The organism is Nocardioides luti, from assembly GCF_014212315.1.
Taxonomy (GTDB): domain Bacteria; phylum Actinomycetota; class Actinomycetes; order Propionibacteriales; family Nocardioidaceae; genus Nocardioides; species Nocardioides luti.
Genome location: NZ_JACKXE010000001.1, coordinates 2700843 through 2718286 on the forward strand (window position 1 = coordinate 2700843; position 17444 = coordinate 2718286).

The window sequence follows — 17444 nt, forward strand, 5'->3', positions numbered from 1 at the left end:
AGGATGTCGTCGGCGTGGTCGTCGACGGGGACTCGGCGTACCAACTCCCTAGCGCTCTCTCCGTCGGCGACCTCGTCCGACTCGGCCTGGACCGCGCCCTCGAGATCGGCACCGACGCCCTGTCCGGGCCGGCGATCGAGCTCGACGCGAGCGCGCTCGTGCTGCCGTACAAGCCGCCCAGCGTCCGCGACTTCGTGACCTTCGAGTCCCACGTCGAGGGCGTCCGCAAGAGCATCGACGACGCGGTGGGCGTGCCGGAGGCGTGGTACGACAACCCGACGTTCTACTTCACCAATCCGCACGCGCTCTACGGTCCCGGCGAGGCGATCCCGCGGCCGGCGACCTGCCGGGCGCTGGACTTCGAGATGGAGGTCGGCGTCGTGCTCGGTCGGGACGGCTCGGACCTCACCGAGGACGAGGCGCGCGACGCGGTCTTCGGCTACACGATCGTCAACGACTGGTCCGCCCGCGACCTGCAGTCCCGCGAGATGAAGGTCGGCCTCGGCCCCGCCAAGGGCAAGGACTTCGCGACCAGCATCGGGCCGTGGATCGTCACGGCCGACGAGCTGGCGCCGTACCTCACCGACGACGGGCACCTCGACCTCGACTGCCGCGTGCACGTCAACGACGAGCTGGTCGGCCACGACCGGCTCTCCCACATGCACTGGACCTTCGCGCAGATGATCGCCTACGCCTCGCGCGACTCGGTGGTGCTCGCCGGGGACCTGCTGGCGTCCGGCACGACCGGGGGCGGCGGCTGCCTGGCCGAGCTCTGGGGCCGCAACGGCTCGCAGACCCCGCCGCCGCTGGAGGACGGCGACGTCGTGCGGATCGACGTCGAGGGCCTGGGCTCGCTCGTCGGGTCGCCGGTGGCGCGTCGATGACCGGCTCGACGGGCTCGACCGGCTCTGGTTGGCAGGTCGACGACCTCGACCTGGCCTCGGCCCGCGCGCTCGTACGACGTGCCGTCGACAAGGCCGAGCAGCTCGGCCTGTCCGGCGGGATCGTCGTGGTCGGCGCGAGCGGTGCGCTGCTCACCGGCTCGCGGATGGACGACGGCGGCGCCGGCGGCATGGGCCGCGCGCGCTCCAAGGCGTGGATCGCCGCGACCCAGCGGATCCCGAGCACGGCCCACCTGCACCGGCTCGGCGTGATCGCGCCGGCCGTCGCCGAGGGCTTCTCGCGGATCTCCCCGGAGGCCGACTTCCCCGGCGCGGGCGGCATGCCGATCCGCGTCGACGGCCGCGTCGTCGCGGGGATCGCGGCGTCCGGCTCGACGGTCAGCCCGTTCTTCCCGCCCGGCATCGACCGCGAGCTGATGATCGCCGACGGGCAGCCGGCGAACCCCGAGGACCTGCTGATCGCCTACGCGCTCGAGCAGGAGTACGCCGGCCAGCACGGCGACGACCTGGCGCGCTGGCACGCGACCTTCGGCGAGTGGCCGGCCGAGCCGCCGCGCGGGGTGGGCATGGCGACCGCTCCTGCAGCGTCCCGGCAGAGCGACCTGGACTGGTGCATCGCCCTGGCGGACGCCGTGATCGCGGCGGCCGAGGCCGCCGGGCTGCCGGTCGCCGTCAGCGTGGTCGACCGTCGCGGCGAGCCGATCCAGCACGACCAGATGGACGGCGCCCCGACCGGTGGGGCGTACGTCGCGGAGGCGGTCGCCGCCGCCTCCGCCCTCTTCCACGCGCCCAGCGGCGACCTCGCCGAGCGGGTCGAGGGTGCCGGGCACCTGCTCCCGGTGGCCGTCTCCGCGCTGTCGGGCGGGCTCCCCGTCCGTCGCGACGGAGTCGTCGTCGCCGGTCTCGGCGTCGGCGGGCCGGCGCCGTTCCGCTGCCACGACCTCGCGGTCGCGGCCCTGGCCGCCTTCACGGAGCGCGGATGACGGTCCGCGTCTGCGTGGTCGGGTGCGGCGCGATCGGCAGCCTGTACGCCGCCCACCTGGCCACCCTCGACGACGTCGAGGTCTGGGCGGTCGACGTGTCGGCCCCGCACGTCGCGGCGATCGAGGCCCACGGGTTGCGGGTGACCGGCCGGGCCGACTTCACGGCGCCGGTGCACGCCCGGACCGATGCGGCCGACGTGCCGCCGTGCGACCTCGGCATCGTCGCGACCAAGGCCGCGCACACCCGCGACGCCGTGGCCGCCTGTGCCACGGTCTTCGCCGACGCGGCGGTCGCCAGCGTCCAGAACGGCCTCGGCAACGAGGAGGTGCTCGCCGAGCTGGTGCCGCGGGTGATCCGCGGGACGATCCTGCCGGCGGGCGCCGTCACCGAGCCGGGCGTGGTCCGCTTCGACGCGCAGGGCGACACCTGGCTGGGGCCCTTCGAGCCCGCGCCGGCCGCGACCGAGGAGGTGGCACTGCTCGCCTCGCTGCTGACCCGGGCCGGGTTGCGCACCCACGCGCTCGCGGACGCCCGCGGCCCGCAGTGGGACAAGGTCGTCTTCAACTCCGCGACCAGCCCGCTGGCCGCGCTGACCGGCCTCCCCGTCGGTCCGGTCTGCGAGGACCCGGCCCTGCGGGCCCAGGTGGACGCCCTGGTCGCCGAGGCGCTGCAGGTCTGCGCGGCGCTCGGGATCGCGACGTCGGCCGACCCCGCGGCCCTGGTCGCCGAGGCGATCGAGGTCGCCCACGACCACCGGCCGAGCATGCTGCAGGACGTGCTCGCCCGCCGGCCCACCGAGATCGACTGGCTGAACGGCGGCATCGCCGCTCAGGGCCGGCTCGCCGGCGTACCCACCCCGCGCCACGACGCGATGGTCGCCCTCGTCCGCGGCCTCGAGCGCTCGTGGTCGCTTCCTCAGGAGCACTGATGGACCTGACGCACTTCGGCCACGCCTGCCTGCTGGTCGCCACCGACCGCGCCCGGCTGCTGATCGACCCCGGCACGCTCTCGTCCGGCTTCGACGAGCTGTCCGACCTGGACGCCGTCCTGGTCACGCACGAGCACGCCGACCACGTCGACGTCGCCGCCGTACGCCGCCTGCTGACCCGCCACCCCGCGGCGCGTCTCGTCGTCGACTCCTCGACGGCGGTGCAGCTCGCCGGTGAGGACGAGTTCGCCGACGTGCTCGCCGACCGGGTCGAGGTCGCTCAGCCCGGGGACACCCTCACGATCGCGGGGGAGCGGGTCGACGTCCTCGGCGGCACCCACGCCCCGGTCTGGGGTGACGTCCCCGGCTGCCCGAACCTGGCCTACCTCGTCGGCGACGGTGCCTTCCTGCACCCCGGCGACTCCCTCCTCGCCCCGCCCGGCGACGTCGACGTCCTCGCCGTCCCCATCGACGGCCCGTGGCTCAAGCTCGCCGAGGCGGTCGACTGGGTGCGCGCCGTCGGCCCCCGGGTCGCGGTCCCGATCCACGAGGGCGAGCTCACCGACCCGGCGAAGTACGCCGGCATGCTGAGCGCCTTCGTCGGCGAGCGCACCACGGTCCGCCGCCTGCCCCTAGGTGGTTGAGGAGGTCGCGCAGCGACCGTCTCGAAACCACCCTTCGTCGGTCGAGCAGGGCGCGGCCCTCTTCGTTGGTCGAGTAGGGCGCGCAGCGCCCGTATCGAGACGCCGCCCGATCCCTCGAGCAAAGTCATGTAGGTTCATACAACTACATGAGTCTGCTCGAGGAGATCCGATGTCCCAGCGCCCCACCCCGTCCCGCCGGTCCCTCCTGCTCGGCGCCACGCTCGGCCTGCCGGCCACGGCGGTCGTCGCCGGCACCGCAGCCCCGGCCAGCGCCCGCGGTCGCCACGGGCACGGCGGCCACCCCGCCGACCCCGGCGCGGCGGCCGGGCTGGCCCACGGCTGGCACGTCCTGACGGAGGGTGCGCTGGCGGCGGCGGCCTTCCCGGAGCCGATCACGCAGTCCCGCACCTGGGCGGTCAGCTGGCTGGCCGCGGCGCGCGCCACGAAGGGCCAGCGGGGCACCCTCGCCTCGGCGGCGTTCGTCCAGGCGCTCCACGACACGCTCGTCTCCCTCGTGCCGGCCCAGCAGTCCGCCCTCGACGCCGCGCTGGCCAGCTCGCTGGCGACCCTCCCGGCCGGCTCCGCCAAGACGCAGGGTGTCCAGGCGGGCGCGGCAGCCGCCTCGGCCGTGCTGGCCGAGCGCGCGGGCGACGGCACCGACACCCAGTCGGTCAACACGCCGTTCACGCCGGGCCCCGCGGCGCCGGGCGTGTGGCAGCTGACGCCGCCGACCTCCCGCCCGGCCGTCCGGGCCGGCCAGAAGAACGCCAAGCCGTTCTTCCTCACCAGCAGCAACCAGTTCGACCCAGGCCCGCCGCCGGCGCTCGACTCCGCGACGTACCTCCGCGACCTCGCCGAGACCCGCACCCTCGGCCGCGCCGACTCGACCGCGCGGACGCCGGAGCAGTACGCGATCGCCAAGTTCTGGTACCCCGGCATCGCCGGGTTCTCCGCCCAGATCACCCGCCAGCTGATCGCCGCGCAGCCGAAGGCCTCGCTCGCGGAGCTGTCCGAGGTCGTCGCGGTTCTGCACACGACGAGCGTCGACGCGCAGATCGCGCTGGCCCGGACGAAGTACGACTACCTCTTCTGGCGCCCGTTCACCGCGATCACCACCGGCGACGTCGAGCAGGACCCGAGCTGGACGTCCCTCGAGGTCGCGCCGCAGCACCCGGAGTACCCCTCCGGCCACACCCTGCAGGGCGGCGCCCAGCAGACCGTGCTCGAGGCCCTCGTCGGCCGCCGCGCACCCAGCCCCGTCGCCCTCACCAGCTCCAACCTCACCGGCGCCTCGCGTCTCTCCTCCGACTGGGCGACGATCGACCGGGAGATCATCGACGCCCGCGTGTGGGAGGGCGTGCACTTCCGCAACTCCGACCGGGTCGGCTCCGCGCTGGGCAAGAAGGTGGCGGCGTACGGCCTCAAGCACCTGGACCGGATCGGCCTCTGACCTGTTCGTCGGTCGAGAGGGGAGTCTCCTCTGGCGTCGGGGTCTCGATACGGGCGCTGCGCGCCCTACTCGACCAACGAGGGGCGCGCTCGACCAACGAGGGGCCAGGGTCTCGATACGGGCGCTGCGCGCCCTACTCGACCAACGAGGGGCGCGCTCGACCAAAGTGGGGCCGGGGTCTCGATACGGGCGCTGCGCGCCCTACTCGACCAACGAACGGCGCGCTCGACCAACGAGGTGCGCGACCTACTCGACCAACGAGGGCACGTCGCGCCACGAGTGCTCGGGGGAGAAGCCGAGCAGGTCGCGGGCCTTGTCGATCGCGTAGAACGTCTCGTCCGGGCCGAGCTCGCGGCGCACCTCCACGCCGTCGTAGAACCGCTCCCGGATCTCCTGCGTCGTCGCGGACACCGACATGTCGGCGTTGGCGACGTTGAAGACCTCGTAGCCGAGCCCGTCGGTCGTCAGGCAGCGCTGCACCATCTGCCCGAGGTCGCGGACGTCGATGTAGGCGAAGACGTTGCGGCGCCGCAGCGACGGGTCGTCGAGGAAGGCGGGGAACATCTCGGCGTACTCGTGCGGCTCGATGACGTTGTTGATCCGCAGCCCGTAGACGTCCGCCCCGGTGCGCGCGTGGAACGACCGCGCGGTCACCTCGCCCGCGACCTTGGACATCGCGTAGGAGTCCTCCGGGACCGTCGGGTGCTCCTCGTCGACCGGGAGGTAGAGCGGCCGCTGCTCGCCCTGGGCGAAGCAGATGCCGTACGTCGTCTCCGACGACGCGAAGACGACCTTGCGGATGCCGAGCCGGGTCGCGGCCTCGAGGACGTGGTAGGTGCTGAGGATGTTGGCGGCGTACGTCGACGCGTCGGACGTCAGCAGGATCCGCGGGACCGCGGCGAAGTGCACGACCGCGTCGTAGGACGGTTTCTCGGGCAGGTCCAGCTCGTCCATCGTCGCCAGCCCCGCGAGCGCGGAGTAGGTCTCCCCGGCGTCGGTCAGGTCGACCCGGAGGTCGTGGACGTCGGGGTGCCCGAGCGGTGCGAGGTCGGCGTTGGTGACCTGGTGCCCCTGGGAGGCGAGGAAGGGAGCCACGTGCTTGCCGGCCTTGCCGCTGCCGCCAGTGAAGAAGATGCGCATGCGGCATGCGTACCCGTCGATGCCTGAGGCATCCCGGGAAAGGCGTGTGACGTCAGCCCGCCCGGGAGCCGTCGCCCGCGGGCCGGGGGCCGAGCACGGAGTCGAGCAGGCCGGGGAAGACGGCGTCCAGCTCGTCGCGCCGCAGGCTGAGCAGCCGGCCGCGCCCCTTCGGCACGTTGCGCACGACGCCCGCCTCGCGCAGGACCTTGAGCTGGTGGGACTTCGTCGCCTTCGGCACCGGCCCGCCCGTGGCGCTGCAGGCGGCCATGTCCATCGGGCCGTCGACCAGCTGGCGGGCCAGGTCGAGCCGCGCCGGGTCGCTGAGCGCGAACAGCACGTCGGTGAGGGCGACGTCACTCATCTCGGGGTGCTGGAGCTCTGGCGCTGCGGGCATGGTTCGACAATAGTTGAACCAACGGGAGATCTCACGTACGGTTCCCAAGGTTCGAAAAGATTCGAACCATCGCCCCGCGCACCCGGACCCCCGAGGACCCCCCATGACCGTCGCCGCCGACGCCACCGCCCCGGCCGTCCGCAGCCGCACGCCCGGCTTCGTGCTGGCCCTCGGCGCCCTGCTCGCGATGATGGTGGGCGCGAGCGCGCCCTCGCCGTTCTACCCCGTCCTCGAGCGGGAGATCGGCTTCTCGCCGGCCACGCTGACCACGATCTTCGCGGTGTACGCCGTCGCGCTGCTGCTGACGCTGCTCGTCACCGGCTCGCTCTCGGACCACCTCGGTCGCCGTCCGGTGATCTCCGCGGCGTTCGTCCTGCTGGCGCTGAGCATGCTCGTCTTCTGGCACGCCGACTCGGTCGCGCTGCTCGTCCTGGCCCGCGTCGTCCAGGGCGTCGCGAGCGGGCTGCTCCTCTCGTCGCTGACCGCGGCGGTCGTCGACCTCGAGCCCGAGGGCCGGCCCGGTCTCGCCGCGACGTTCAACAGCGTCGTCCCCCTCGCCGGCCTCGCGGTGGGCGCGCTGGTCGGTGGTGCCGTCATCGACGGGGCGGACTCGCCGATGGCCGCGGTGTTCGGCGCGCTGACCGCGGTGTACGTCGTCTTCGCCCTCGCCCTGTGGCTGCTGCCGGAGACCTCGCCGCGCCACGACGGCCTGCTGCGCTCGCTGCGCCCCCGGGTCGGCGTACCCCCCTCGGCCCGTCCCGCCTTCGCGCGCAGCGCCCCGGCGCTCTTCGCCGGCTGGGCCACCGGTGGGCTCTACCTCTCGCTCGGCGCCCCGATCGTCGCCCAGGAGCTCGGGGGAGCGAACCACCTCGAGCAGGGTCTCGTCGTCACCACGCTCACCGGCGTCGGTGCGCTGTCCTGCTTCCTGGCCCGCGACCGCACGTCGCGCCAGATCACGCTCTACGGCACCACGGCCCTCGCCGTCGGCACCGCCCTCACGCTGGTGGCCCTGGCGCTCGGCTCGTACTGGGGCTTCATCGCCGCCGCGATCGTGGCCGGCTCGGGCTTCGGCACGTCGTTCCTCGGCATCATGCGGTCGATCACCCCGACGGTCGCCCCCGACGAGCGCGGCGAGCTGTTCGCCTCGGTCTTCGTCGTCAGCTACCTCGCCTTCGGCATCCCGGCGGTCGTCGCCGGCGTCGTCGCGCCCCACCTGGGCCTCGCCACCACGACGTACGCCTACGGCGGGCTGGTCGTCGTCCTCTCGGGCGCCGCCGCCCTGCTGCGCAAGCTGCGCTCGACCGACTGACGCGGCCGCCGGCTGGCCGACCGGGCTAGTCGGCAGGCAGCGTCAGGTGGCCGTCGGTTCGTCCGCTGCTCCGCCGGGGCCCATGATGGCGGCGTGAGCAAGTTCCTGGACCACGACGCCGCCGTGCTGGTGATGGCCGACAAGCTGGCTGAGGTCAAGCCACGGCTCCGGGGATGGCTCCACGCCGGGTCGGTCCCCCTCGTGGTGGCGGCCGGGATCGTCCTGGTGACGTTGTCCCCGACCGCCGGCACCAAGGTCGGCTCGGCGGTCTTCATCGCGACCGCGCTGCTGCTCTTCGGCGTCTCGGCGACCTACCACCTCGGCACCTGGCAGCCGGCCGTCTGGGCGCTGCTGCGCCGACTCGACCACTCGAACATCTTCATCCTGATCGCCGGCACCTACACCGCCTTCGCGATGCTGCTGCTGGAGGGCAGCGCGCGTGTCTGGCTGCTCGTGGGCATCTGGGGAGGAGCCCTGCTCGGAGTCCTCTTCCGGGTCTTCTGGACGGGCGCCCCGCGGTGGTTGTACACGCCGATCTACATCGGACTCGGCTGGTTCGCCGTCTTCTTCATCCCCGACTTCGTCGACGGCGCCCACCGCATGAGCACCCCGCTGGCGATCGCGACCCTGAGCCTGGTCGTGGCGGGCGGAGTGCTCTACACCCTCGGCGGTGCGGTGTACGGCCTCAAGAGGCCGAACCCGAGCCCCGACTGGTTCGGCTTCCACGAGGTGTTCCACGCCCTCACGGTCCTGGCCTTCATCGCGCACTACCTCGGCATCTCTCTGGCGACGTACGCCCTGCGCTGACCGCGACCCTCCGCCGGACCGTCCCTCCTACTCGGCCCCGGGGAACCCCTGCTGCCGCCAAGCCTCGTAGGTCACCACGGCCGCCGAGTTCGACAGGTTCAGCGACCGGCGGCCGGGCACCATCGGGATCCGCAGCCGGTCGGTGACCCGGGGGTGGTCCAGGGCCTCGGCGGGCAGGCCGGTCGGCTCGGGGCCGAAGAGGAGGACGTCGCCGGGCTCGAAGGCGACGTCGGTGAACCAGCGGGTGGCGTGCGCGGTGAAGGCGAAGACCCGCGAGGAGGCCAGCGCAGGGGTGGCCAGGGCGGCGTCGAGGTCCGGGTGGACGACCACCGAGGCGAGGTCGTGGTAGTCCAGGCCTGCCCGCTTCAGCTGCGGCTCGGACAGGTCGAAGCCGAGGGGCTCGACCAGGTGGAGGGTGGCACCGGTGCCGGCGACCATCCGGATCGCGTTGCCCGTGTTGGGCGGGATCCGGGGCTCGAGGAACATCACGTGGAGCACGCCTCAACGTATCCCGGCGTCCGGCGCCGCCCGCACGGCGCATGACAGGTGTCATGCGCAGGTGGTGACACCGTCCCCGGGGCACGGCGGCGACCGGCCAGCAGGCTGGAGCCATGACAGCACCAGCACTGCAGGCGACCGGCCTGACGAAGACGTTCCGCGGCCCGGGCGGCGAGACCGTCACCGCCGTCGACGGCATCGACCTGACGATCGGCTCCGGCGAGATCGTGGCGTTCCTCGGCCCGAACGGCGCCGGCAAGACCACGACCGTCGACCTGTTCCTCGGGCTGACCTCGCCGACGAGCGGCACGATCGAGGTGTACGGCGGGGCGCCGCACCGGGCCGTCGCGGACGGTCGGGTCTCGGCCGTCATGCAGACCGGCGGGCTGCTGCCGGACTTCACGGTGGGGGAGACGGTCCAGGCGATCGCGGCCCTCCACGGCCGGCCCGAGCGGGTCGACGTGGTCATCGAGCGTGCCGGCCTCGGCCCGCTGGCCAAGCGGCTGGTCAAGGCGTGCTCGGGCGGTGAGCAGCAGCGGCTGAAGTTCGCCCTCGCGCTCGTCCCCGACCCGGACCTGGTGATCCTCGACGAGCCGACCACCGGCATGGACGTCGGCGCCCGGCAGGAGTTCTGGGACACGATGCGCGCGGACGCCGCCGACGGCCGCACGATCGTCTTCGCGACGCACTACCTGGCCGAGGCCGACGCGTTCGCCGACCGCACGGTGCTGATGGCCGGCGGCCGGATCATGGCCGACGGCCCGACGGCGGAGGTCCGCGCGGCGTACGGCGGCCAGACCATGACCCTGCGTCCGCCCGCCGAGGTCGTCGGGCCGCACGGCATCGACCCCGCGTGGCTGGCCCGGGTCCGGGCCGCGGTCGCTCCGCTCGGCATCACCGACGTCGAGGTCAGCAGCGCCAGCCTGGAGGCGGCGTTCCTCGCCCTGACCGGCGACCCGACGACCCCCACGACCCGCACCACCCGGCCCGAGGAGGCCCTGCGATGACCACGACGACGATCCCCGACCTGTCGACGGCGACCACCCGGCGTACGCCCCGGCCCCGCGCCGTCGCCTACGCCCGCCTCGACCTCAAGCGCCAGATCCGCGACCGGATGGGAATGTTCTTCATCGTCGCGCTGCCGGCGTTCCTCTTCTTCGTGTTCGGGATGGGCGACGACGAGGCGTACGGCAGCGCGAACGTCGCGATGTACGTCATGGTCTCGATGGCCGCCTACGGCGCCGTCACCGCGACCACGACCGTCGCCGGCGCGGCGGCGACCGAGCAGACGATGGGCTGGGGGCGCCAGCTGGCGCTGACCCCCTTCAGCCCCTGGGCGTTCGTGGCCGTCAAGACCGCCGTGGCGATGCTGGTGGCGGCCGTCCCGATCGCGCTGATCTACGCCATCGGCGCGGCCACCGGCTCGTCCGGCAACGCGGTCGACTGGCTGGCCAGCGCCGGCACCGTGTGGCTCGGCTCGGCCCTCTTCGCGGTCTACGGGCTGGCCGTCTGCCTGCACTTCAAGGGCGAGAACGCCGCCGGCATCGCGTCCGGGCTGATCGTGATCATGAGCTTCCTCGGCAACGTCTTCACGCCGATGGACGGGCTGATCCTGGCGATCGGGCGGTTCACGCCGCTGTACGGCTACGCCGGGTTGGCGCGCTACCCGATCTCCGAGGGCTACCTCCCGAACGACGCCGGCCACGACTCCGTGTGGCTGCTGCTCGCTAACGTGTGCGCGTGGACGCTGATCTTCGCGGGCCTCGCGGTGTGGGGACTTCGCCGACGCCGCGAGCGGGTGTGACCACCTGCGCCGCGCCGACCGACCCCGTCCGCTCGCCCTGGGAGCGCTTCGGCTGGGTGGTCGCCGCCATCTGGCTGGTCTTCCTGGCCTACCCCGTCGGCGAGGTGCTGCAGACCGACGCGTCGGTGCCGGCGCAGGTGCTGACGCTCACGCTGATCGCGGCGTACGCCGGGGTGTACCTCCTCGGCTGGGCCGTGTGGCGCCCGCACGCGCTCGCGATCTGGGTCGCGATGATCGCGCTCGGCGCCGCCACCGTGCCGGTCATCGGCATCGAGTCGATCGGCCTGACGCCGTACCTCGGCGCGTTCTCCGCGCTCATGGTCCCCGCCCCCTGGTGGAAGGCCACCACGGTCGTCAGCGCGCTGCTGCCGGTGCTGTCGCTCGTCGACGGCGACTTCCCGGCGTTCTTCTTCCTCATGGTGTGGCCGATCATCGGGTTCTGCGCGGCGATGCGGGTCTTCTCCGAGCTCGACGGGCGCGCCGACGCCGCCCGCGCCGAGCTCGCGCTGGTCGCCGAGCGCGACCGGGTCGCCCGTGACGTGCACGACGTCCTCGGCCACTCGCTGACGGTCCTGTCGATCAAGGCCGAGCTCGCGTCCCGGCTGATCGAGGTCGACCCCGAGCGGGCCCGGGCCGAGCTCACCTCCATCCAGGAGACGGCGCGTCAGGCGCTCGCCGAGGTGCGCTCGACGGTCGGCGGCCTGCGCGCGGCCAGCCTCGAGGCCGAGCTCGCCGCCGCGCCCCGGATGCTCGCCGACGCCGGCATCGAGACGCGCGTGGTCGGCACCGTCGCCGACACCGACCCGCGGCACCGCACGCTGCTCGCCTGGGTGCTCCGCGAGTCGCTCACCAACGTGGTCCGCCACGCGCGGGCGTCCACCGTCTCGATCGAGCTGTCGCCGCAGGGGCTGGTCGTGGCCGACGACGGCGTCGGCTGCTCGGCGGCCGAGGGCAACGGGCGGCGGGGGATGCGCGAGCGGGTGCTCGCGTCCGGCGGCACCCTGGACGTCACCGGGTCGACCGGCTCCGGCGGCACCCGCGTGCAGGTGCTGCTCCCGTGATCCGGGTCCTGCTGGCCGACGACCAGGCCCTGGTCCGCGGTGCGCTCGCCGCGCTCCTCGACCTCGAGACCGACCTCGAGGTCGTGGCCCAGGTCGGCCGCGGTGACGAGGTGCTCGCGGCGGCGCGGGACTCGCAGGCCGACGTCTGCCTGCTCGACATCGAGATGCCCGGCCTGACGGGGCTCGAGGTCGCCGAGCAGCTGCGCGCCGAGCTGCCGGGCACTCGGTCGCTGATCGTGACGACGTTCGGCCGGCCGGGCTACGTGCGCCGCGCCCTCGACGCGGGCGCCGCCGGCTTCCTGGTCAAGGACACTCCCGCACGCGAGCTCGCCGACGCCGTACGCCGGGTGCACGCCGGCCTGCGCGTCGTGGACCCCGACCTCGCGACCGAGTCGCTGATGTCCGGGCCGTCCCCGCTCACCGCCCGCGAGGCGGAGATCCTGCTGCTCGCGCTCGACGGCTCGCCGGTGGCCGTGATCGCGGCGAAGGCACACCTGTCGATGGGGACGGTGCGCAACTACCTCTCCGCCGCGATCGGCAAGACCGGCGCCTCGACCCGGGCCGAGGCCGCCCGCGTCGCGCAGGCGAACGGATGGATCTGAGACCTGATCGGGCCCCTGGCGCGTCTTCTCGTCGTACCCGTCCCTGACCGAGAGGAGCCTCCGTGCGTGGCAGCCGGCGTGACGACGCGGAGTTCACCGCGTTCGCCGCCCAGCACTCCGACCGGCTCTACCGGAGCGCCTACCTGCTGACGACCTCGCCGTACGCCGCCGAGGACCTGCTGCAGACCACGCTCACCCAGGCGTTCGTCGGCTGGCGCCGGCTGCGCACCACCGACGACCCGGTGGCGTACTGCCACCGGATCCTGCTCAACGCCTTCCTCTCCGAGCGGCGGCTGCGCCGCAGCGGCGAGCTGCCGACCGGTGACCTGACGATCCTGCGCGGGCGGCACGACGTCGGCACCTCCGCGCCGGCCGCGGACGTGGCCGACCGGCTCACGCTGATGGCCGCCCTGGCCGAGCTCGCGCCGCTCGACCGCGCGGTCGTGGTGCTGCGCTTCTGGCACGACCTCAGCGTGGCCACCACGGCCGCCGACCTCCACCTCAGCGAAGCGGCGGTGAAGAACCGCACGAGCCGCGCGCTGCGCCGGCTGCGGGACCTGCTCGCCGACGACATCGACCTCCCGAGGAGCACCTCATGAACGACGACCGCGAACCCGTCGACGGGCTCGACCACCACCTCCGCGACCGGATGGACCGTGCCGTCGGCGGGCTGCGCGCTCCCGACGTCCTTCCTCTCGCCCTCGCCCGCGGGGCACGCCGGCGCCGCCACCGGAGCGTGGCGTACGCCGTCGGCGGCGTCGCGGCCGCGACCGCGCTCGCGCTCGCCGTGCCGGCCTTCGCGCAGGACTGGCCCGGTCGGGACACGGACCCCACGACCCCGTCGGTGGCGGCCGACCCGAGCGGCTCCGCGCCCGCGAGCCCCACGGCGTCGTCCGGGAAGGGCGCGTCCGGGGAGGATGCGTGTGGCGCTGCCGCGACCGGGTGGTGGAGCAAGTCGACCGAGGAGATCCGGGACGAGCTGGCCGGGCTGCTGCCCGCGGGCGTGGGCATCGGGGAGACGGACGACCACGGGTCCGGCACCTGGGGCGGCAACCTCGTCAGCGGGGGCGACGCGGACTTCGCCAGCGTGACGCTGCTCCCGCCGCCCGGGGTGCCGGGCGGGCGGCGAACCCTCGCGGAGCTCTCGTCCGGAGGCCCCTGTGCCGGGGGCAGCAACGCGCCGTCGCAGCCGGTGCGCCCGTGTGCCGAGCTGACGGGGAACGAGTCCTGCCAGGAGATCCGCTCCGCGGACGGCACGCTGGTCGGCGTCGTCACCGACAAGGTCGAGCGGACGGTCGTCGACCGGCAGGAGCAGCCGACCGACCGGGCCTACGTCCTCGCCACCCTCGCCGGACCCGGTGGCGGCCACGTCGAGGTCTACGTCGCCGAGGGCACCCGGGCGGACCGGCCCTCGACCGTGCACGACCCCGCCGACGTCCCCGCTCTCGACGCCCAGCAGGTCCGCGCGATCCTGACCGACCCGTTCTGGACCAGCTGACGGCCCGGCCGCACCCGGTGCGGGCGGAGGCCCTGCCGGGATGGGATACTCCTCGGGCCGGGCTCGTCAGGGCCCGGTCGCGCGGACGTGGTGTAGTTGCAGCACGCTTCCCTTCCAGGGAAGGGGTCGAGGTTCAAATCCTCGCGTCCGCTCCACTCTTCCTCGTTCCGGCCCTGCGCCCGGGCGTCTTCGCCGATACTCGCTCTCGTGCGTCGTCACTTGTGGTGGGTCCTCGGCCTGGTCCTCGTGGTCGCGGGCATCGTCGTCGCGCTGTCGGTCGGCCCCGGCCCCGGCGACGACGTCTACTACCTCACCGAGCGTCCCCCCACCCGCCCCGACTGGTTCACGGGCTTTAGCCAGGCGGACACCAGCGGGTCGCTGGTCTTTCTGAGCCGCGGGCAGCTGGCCGGCTGCGCGCTGGCGGTGCTCGGGCTGCTGGTCGTCGCCGCCGGACTGGGCTTCCGCATGGGGAGGCGCCGCGCCGGGGTCGGACGGTGACCGGCCCGGTGCGCCGGGCCCTCGCCACGGTCGCGCTGGCGGGTGCGCTCGCGGTCGCAACCGGTCTGGCGCTGGTCCCGGGTGCCACCGCCGCGGGCGGCGAGGACCCGCACCTGCCCGAGGTCGTCAACGCCCCCGGTGCGTGGTCGACGCACGAAGGCGTCGACGGCCCGGTGGCCGCGATGGGAATCTCGATGCGCAGCAGGACGGTCGGCGTCCTCGACAAGCGCCAGTCGCTGGAGGTCTTCGCGGTCTCCGCCGCGGACGGCAGCGCCTCCTGGCTCCGTCTGCCCGGCTTCTCCCACCGCCGCTGGGGGCTGTCCGGCGGGACCGCGCTGTCGCCCGACGGGCGCTGGATCGGCTGGGTGCGCCCCGCGCGCGACGGTCGCGGCGGGATGCCCGGCAACGCGTCGAGGTGGTCGGTCATGGACACCACCACGGGCGAGATCCGGCAGCTCGACGTACCCGGCGCCTCCTCGGTCCGCGGCACCCTGTCCGACCTGGCGTTCTCCGGGGACTCCCGCTACCTGCTGACCAGCTACGAGGACCCCGACCTGCCGCGCAGGCAGCGCTCGCACGAGCACCAGCTCGTCGCGTGGGACGTCCGCGACGGCAGCCCCACCGTGGTCGAGGAGCCCGGCCACTACTGGCTGCCCGTCCTCGGCACTGCCCCCTCGGGCGTCGTGTGGGCGCGGGGTCGCACGGTCCACCGGACGGATCCCGACCTCGGCGCCCCGTCGTCGGTGCGGCTGCCCTACCAGGTGATGGACGCCTCCTGGGGGCCGGACGACACGACGTTCGCCTCCATCGGCCACCGTGTCGGCAGGCCGCGCTCGCCGTGGCGTCTCTACGCCGGGGCGGCGGGGCACGAGGCGGACGCGCGGCCCCTGGACCTGCCCGCGGGCGTCTCGCCCGGCCAGCTGCTCGGGTGGCGCGACCCGACCCACGTCGTGGTCGGGCACTGGCGCACCGAGGTGCACGTCGTCGACATCGTCGACGGCGACGTCGAGGCGATCGAGCTGCGTGGCTACGGCGAGCAGGTGAACGCCCCGGACCTGGCCACGGCGCTGTGGCAGCGGCCGCTCGGGCCTGCGGCGGAGCCGGAGGCGACGACCGACCCCCGGCGACCGTGGCACCGGGCGGGCGCTGTCGCCCTGGTGCCGGTGGCCGGGTCGTGGCTGCTGTGGCGCCGCCGCCGGCGACGTGTCCCGTCCGGGGGCCGGTCAGTCAGGCGGCCGCCCGGCTCGCGGTGACCGACTCGATCAGGTCGGCGCCGGCGGCGGCACCGGAGGTGGCGCGGAGGGTGGAGCCCAGTCGGGCCGCGGCGATCCGGTGCGGACCGTCGCCGATCAGCTCGGTCACGGCGGCCGCGATGGCCGCGGGAGCGGCCTTCTTGGAGAGGAGCCGACCCGCGCCGGCGTCGACGAGCGACTGCCCGACCATCCTCTGGTCGAGCATCGGGTGCATCGGCATCACCAGGACCGGGAGGTCGTGGGCCAGCGCGACCATCGTGGTCGCGTGGCCGCCGTGCCCGATGACCATCGACACGGTCGGGAGCAGCTCGGCGTGGGGGACGAACCCGCGGAGCTGGACGTTCGGCGGCGCTGTGAGGTGCTCGATGCCGATGGAGGGGCCGACCGTGGCGACGGCGCGCACCCCGAGGGTGCCGAGCGCGTCGAGGATGTGCTGCATGGCGCGCGCCTGGCCCGGGAAGTTGACCGTGCTGAGGCTGACGAGCACCGTCGGCACGGTGGGCGCTGCCGGGACGCCCGTGACCACCGGACCGGTGTAGTGCAGGTTGCCGGGGAGTCGTCCCCGCCCGGCGGGGTCGAGCTCGGCGCTGCAGGCGACCACCCGTGCGGCCGCGCTCCGCAGCAGCCTGCGCGCGGGAATGCGCTTCACCGTCATGGCGAGGCCCATCGGGCCGCGCAGCCAGCGCCGGACGAGGTAGGCGTCGTACATGTGCTCCAGCACGACGTACGGCACCCCCGCGGCGGCGACCGCCTGCATCGCGCCGAAGAGGATGCAGTCGATCACCACGAGGCCGGCCGGCTCGCGCCGCAGCTCCTCCACCACGTCGCGGCCCATCCCCCGGTCGCCGAACACGCCCGCGTAGTCGACGGGCGTGCTGCTGTCGGTGGCCGTGAAGGGGCGGGCATTGCGGAAGGGCGTGAAGTCGAGCCCGGCGGCCTCCACCTGTGCCCGCTGCGCGGGGTGCCCCATGACCCGGACCCGGTGGCCGCGGTGCTGCAGCTCGGTGGCGATGCCGAGAGCCGGGGGGACGTTGCCACCGCCGTCCCACGTGACGACGAGGATGGTGCTCATGACGGCGCTCCTTCGGGTTCGGCGCCCTCGAGGATCGAGGTCGTGAGGCGGTGCATCAGCTGTTCGGTCCGTGCCCGCGAGTAGCGGCGGTCGCGGCGCAGCAGCTTCCACGTGTAGACGTCGGTCGCGACCACGAGGAGGTCGATGACCGGGTCGCGGGGGCCGGCGTACGGGGCGAAGACGGTCTGCACCCAGGTGCGGTGCATCGATCGACCACGTCGGGTGAGCTCGGCGACCTGCGGGTCGGTGGACTCCTGGGCGAGCATCAGGAGCGCCGTCTGGCCGCGGTCCTCGTAGTGGTCGACGATCACCCGGACGGCCGCGGCGACGTCGCCGACAGGGGTACGCCGCTCCTCGGTCACGGCAGCGATCGCGTGGTCCATGGTCGCTTCGTACAGACCGGCGCGGCTCGTGAAGTGCCGCAGGATGGTCTGGACGCTGACACCGGCCGCCTCGGCGACGTCGTCGAGGGAGATGTCGGGGAACATCCGCTCGCGGCCGAGGTCGAAGAGCGTCTCGAGGATCCGCCGCCGGGTGTCGGCGACGGCCTGGGCGCGAGCCCCCATGGTGTAGCTGCGTGTCGATTTCATGTCAATTGAC

At 73.9% G+C, this 17444-nt stretch carries 20 protein-coding genes and 1 tRNA gene; 16 read left to right on the top strand and 5 right to left on the bottom strand.

From position 1 onward, the window contains the following. Positions 1-14 precede the first annotated feature (14 nt). The 5 genes from H5V45_RS12785 (at position 15) to H5V45_RS12805 (ending at position 4908) form a co-directional block, all read left to right on the top strand. Positions 15-884, top strand: a complete 870-nt coding sequence (locus H5V45_RS12785; protein WP_343061545.1) for a fumarylacetoacetate hydrolase family protein — start codon at positions 15-17, stop codon at positions 882-884. Next, the gene (locus tag H5V45_RS12790; protein ID WP_185253281.1) at positions 881-1885 is read left to right on the top strand and encodes a heme-binding protein; all 1005 of its coding nucleotides are present in this window, start codon (positions 881-883) and stop codon (positions 1883-1885) included. Before H5V45_RS12785 ends, H5V45_RS12790 begins: the two co-directional genes overlap by 4 nt. Further along, positions 1882-2814, top strand: coding sequence for a ketopantoate reductase family protein (locus H5V45_RS12795; protein WP_185253282.1), 933 nt, complete (start codon positions 1882-1884; stop codon positions 2812-2814). The genes H5V45_RS12790 and H5V45_RS12795 overlap by 4 nt, the downstream gene beginning before the upstream one ends. After that, positions 2814-3458 (top strand): MBL fold metallo-hydrolase, encoded by a 645-nt coding sequence (locus H5V45_RS12800; RefSeq protein ID WP_185253283.1) that lies wholly within the window; start codon positions 2814-2816, stop codon positions 3456-3458. Before H5V45_RS12795 ends, H5V45_RS12800 begins: the two co-directional genes overlap by 1 nt. Before the next feature lie 169 nt (positions 3459-3627). Continuing rightward, on the top strand, positions 3628-4908 hold the full coding sequence (locus H5V45_RS12805) for a vanadium-dependent haloperoxidase (protein ID WP_185253284.1): 1281 nt from the start codon (positions 3628-3630) through the stop codon (positions 4906-4908). 246 nt (positions 4909-5154) lie between these two features. Here H5V45_RS12805 and H5V45_RS12810 read toward each other — a convergent pair whose 3' ends face one another. Both H5V45_RS12810 and H5V45_RS12815 read right to left on the bottom strand, forming a co-directional pair. Next, positions 5155-6048 carry an NAD-dependent epimerase/dehydratase family protein gene (locus H5V45_RS12810; protein ID WP_185253285.1) on the bottom strand — a complete coding sequence of 298 codons (894 nt, stop codon included), beginning with the start codon at positions 6046-6048 and terminating at the stop codon, positions 5155-5157. Positions 6049-6100: 52 nt separating this feature from the next. Continuing rightward, the gene (locus tag H5V45_RS12815; RefSeq protein WP_185253286.1) at positions 6101-6442 is read right to left on the bottom strand and encodes an ArsR/SmtB family transcription factor; all 342 of its coding nucleotides are present in this window, start codon (positions 6440-6442) and stop codon (positions 6101-6103) included. Positions 6443-6545: 103 nt separating this feature from the next. Here H5V45_RS12815 and H5V45_RS12820 point away from each other — a divergent pair, with 103 nt between their 5' ends. Continuing rightward, positions 6546-7751, top strand: a complete 1206-nt coding sequence (locus H5V45_RS12820; protein ID WP_185253287.1) for an MFS transporter — start codon at positions 6546-6548, stop codon at positions 7749-7751. Between the two features lie 93 nt (positions 7752-7844). Further along, positions 7845-8558, top strand: coding sequence for a PAQR family membrane homeostasis protein TrhA (trhA, locus tag H5V45_RS12825; protein WP_343061546.1), 714 nt, complete (start codon positions 7845-7847; stop codon positions 8556-8558). A gap of 27 nt (positions 8559-8585) precedes the next feature. Here trhA and H5V45_RS12830 read toward each other — a convergent pair whose 3' ends face one another. Then, a complete protein-coding gene (locus H5V45_RS12830; protein ID WP_185253288.1) occupies positions 8586-9056 on the bottom strand; it encodes a TrmH family RNA methyltransferase in 471 nt (156 codons plus the stop codon). Positions 9057-9169: 113 nt separating this feature from the next. On the opposite strand from H5V45_RS12830, the gene H5V45_RS12835 reads away from it, so the two are divergent. The 9 genes from H5V45_RS12835 (at position 9170) to H5V45_RS12875 (ending at position 15772) form a co-directional block, all read left to right on the top strand. Beyond that, on the top strand, positions 9170-10063 hold the full coding sequence (locus H5V45_RS12835; RefSeq protein WP_185253289.1) for an ABC transporter ATP-binding protein: 894 nt from the start codon (positions 9170-9172) through the stop codon (positions 10061-10063). Continuing rightward, complete coding sequence (locus H5V45_RS12840) at positions 10060-10860, top strand: ABC transporter permease (protein ID WP_185253290.1); 801 nt, start codon at positions 10060-10062, stop codon at positions 10858-10860. The genes H5V45_RS12835 and H5V45_RS12840 overlap by 4 nt, the downstream gene beginning before the upstream one ends. Next, complete coding sequence (locus H5V45_RS22675) at positions 10857-11921, top strand: histidine kinase (protein WP_185253291.1); 1065 nt, start codon at positions 10857-10859, stop codon at positions 11919-11921. Before H5V45_RS12840 ends, H5V45_RS22675 begins: the two co-directional genes overlap by 4 nt. Continuing rightward, complete coding sequence (locus tag H5V45_RS12850) at positions 11918-12523, top strand: response regulator (protein ID WP_185253292.1); 606 nt, start codon at positions 11918-11920, stop codon at positions 12521-12523. The genes H5V45_RS22675 and H5V45_RS12850 overlap by 4 nt, the downstream gene beginning before the upstream one ends. Before the next feature lie 62 nt (positions 12524-12585). Continuing rightward, complete coding sequence (locus tag H5V45_RS12855; protein WP_185253293.1) at positions 12586-13122, top strand: sigma-70 family RNA polymerase sigma factor; 537 nt, start codon at positions 12586-12588, stop codon at positions 13120-13122. Then, positions 13119-14021, top strand: a complete 903-nt coding sequence (locus tag H5V45_RS12860) for a hypothetical protein (RefSeq protein WP_185253294.1) — start codon at positions 13119-13121, stop codon at positions 14019-14021. The genes H5V45_RS12855 and H5V45_RS12860 overlap by 4 nt, the downstream gene beginning before the upstream one ends. Before the next feature lie 81 nt (positions 14022-14102). Further along, positions 14103-14176: transfer RNA gene (locus H5V45_RS12865), tRNA-Gly, on the top strand. Between the two features lie 52 nt (positions 14177-14228). After that, complete coding sequence (locus H5V45_RS12870) at positions 14229-14519, top strand: hypothetical protein (RefSeq protein ID WP_185253295.1); 291 nt, start codon at positions 14229-14231, stop codon at positions 14517-14519. Further along, the gene (locus tag H5V45_RS12875) at positions 14516-15772 is read left to right on the top strand and encodes a hypothetical protein (RefSeq protein ID WP_185253296.1); all 1257 of its coding nucleotides are present in this window, start codon (positions 14516-14518) and stop codon (positions 15770-15772) included. Before H5V45_RS12870 ends, H5V45_RS12875 begins: the two co-directional genes overlap by 4 nt. Here H5V45_RS12875 and H5V45_RS12880 read toward each other — a convergent pair. Together H5V45_RS12880 and H5V45_RS12885 are read right to left on the bottom strand one after the other, a co-directional pair. Continuing rightward, the gene (locus H5V45_RS12880) at positions 15747-16844 is read right to left on the bottom strand and encodes a glycosyltransferase (protein ID WP_185253297.1); all 1098 of its coding nucleotides are present in this window, start codon (positions 16842-16844) and stop codon (positions 15747-15749) included. The two genes, H5V45_RS12875 and H5V45_RS12880, sit on opposite strands and share 26 nt — an antisense overlap. Then, positions 16841-17434, bottom strand: a complete 594-nt coding sequence (locus H5V45_RS12885; protein WP_185253298.1) for a TetR/AcrR family transcriptional regulator — start codon at positions 17432-17434, stop codon at positions 16841-16843. Before H5V45_RS12885 ends, H5V45_RS12880 begins: the two co-directional genes overlap by 4 nt. Positions 17435-17444 lie beyond the last annotated feature (10 nt).

Bases quoted from the DNA above. Each gene is read 5' to 3' on its own strand.
- H5V45_RS12820 (WP_185253287.1), top strand. From the start codon at position 6,546: ATGACCGTCGCCGCCGACGCCACCGCCCCGGCCGTCCGCAGCCGCACG.
- H5V45_RS12880 (WP_185253297.1), bottom strand. From the start codon at position 16,844: ATGAGCACCATCCTCGTCGTCACGTGGGACGGCGGTGGCAACGTCCCC.
- H5V45_RS12790 (WP_185253281.1), top strand. From the start codon at position 881: ATGACCGGCTCGACGGGCTCGACCGGCTCTGGTTGGCAGGTCGACGAC.
- H5V45_RS12840 (WP_185253290.1), top strand. From the start codon at position 10,060: ATGACCACGACGACGATCCCCGACCTGTCGACGGCGACCACCCGGCGT.
- H5V45_RS12805 (WP_185253284.1), top strand. From the start codon at position 3,628: ATGTCCCAGCGCCCCACCCCGTCCCGCCGGTCCCTCCTGCTCGGCGCC.
- H5V45_RS12815 (WP_185253286.1), bottom strand. From the start codon at position 6,442: ATGCCCGCAGCGCCAGAGCTCCAGCACCCCGAGATGAGTGACGTCGCC.
- H5V45_RS12810 (WP_185253285.1), bottom strand. From the start codon at position 6,048: ATGCGCATCTTCTTCACTGGCGGCAGCGGCAAGGCCGGCAAGCACGTG.
- H5V45_RS12835 (WP_185253289.1), top strand. From the start codon at position 9,170: ATGACAGCACCAGCACTGCAGGCGACCGGCCTGACGAAGACGTTCCGC.
- H5V45_RS12800 (WP_185253283.1), top strand. From the start codon at position 2,814: ATGGACCTGACGCACTTCGGCCACGCCTGCCTGCTGGTCGCCACCGAC.
- H5V45_RS12860 (WP_185253294.1), top strand. From the start codon at position 13,119: ATGAACGACGACCGCGAACCCGTCGACGGGCTCGACCACCACCTCCGC.
- H5V45_RS12885 (WP_185253298.1), bottom strand. From the start codon at position 17,434: ATGAAATCGACACGCAGCTACACCATGGGGGCTCGCGCCCAGGCCGTC.
- H5V45_RS12795 (WP_185253282.1), top strand. From the start codon at position 1,882: ATGACGGTCCGCGTCTGCGTGGTCGGGTGCGGCGCGATCGGCAGCCTG.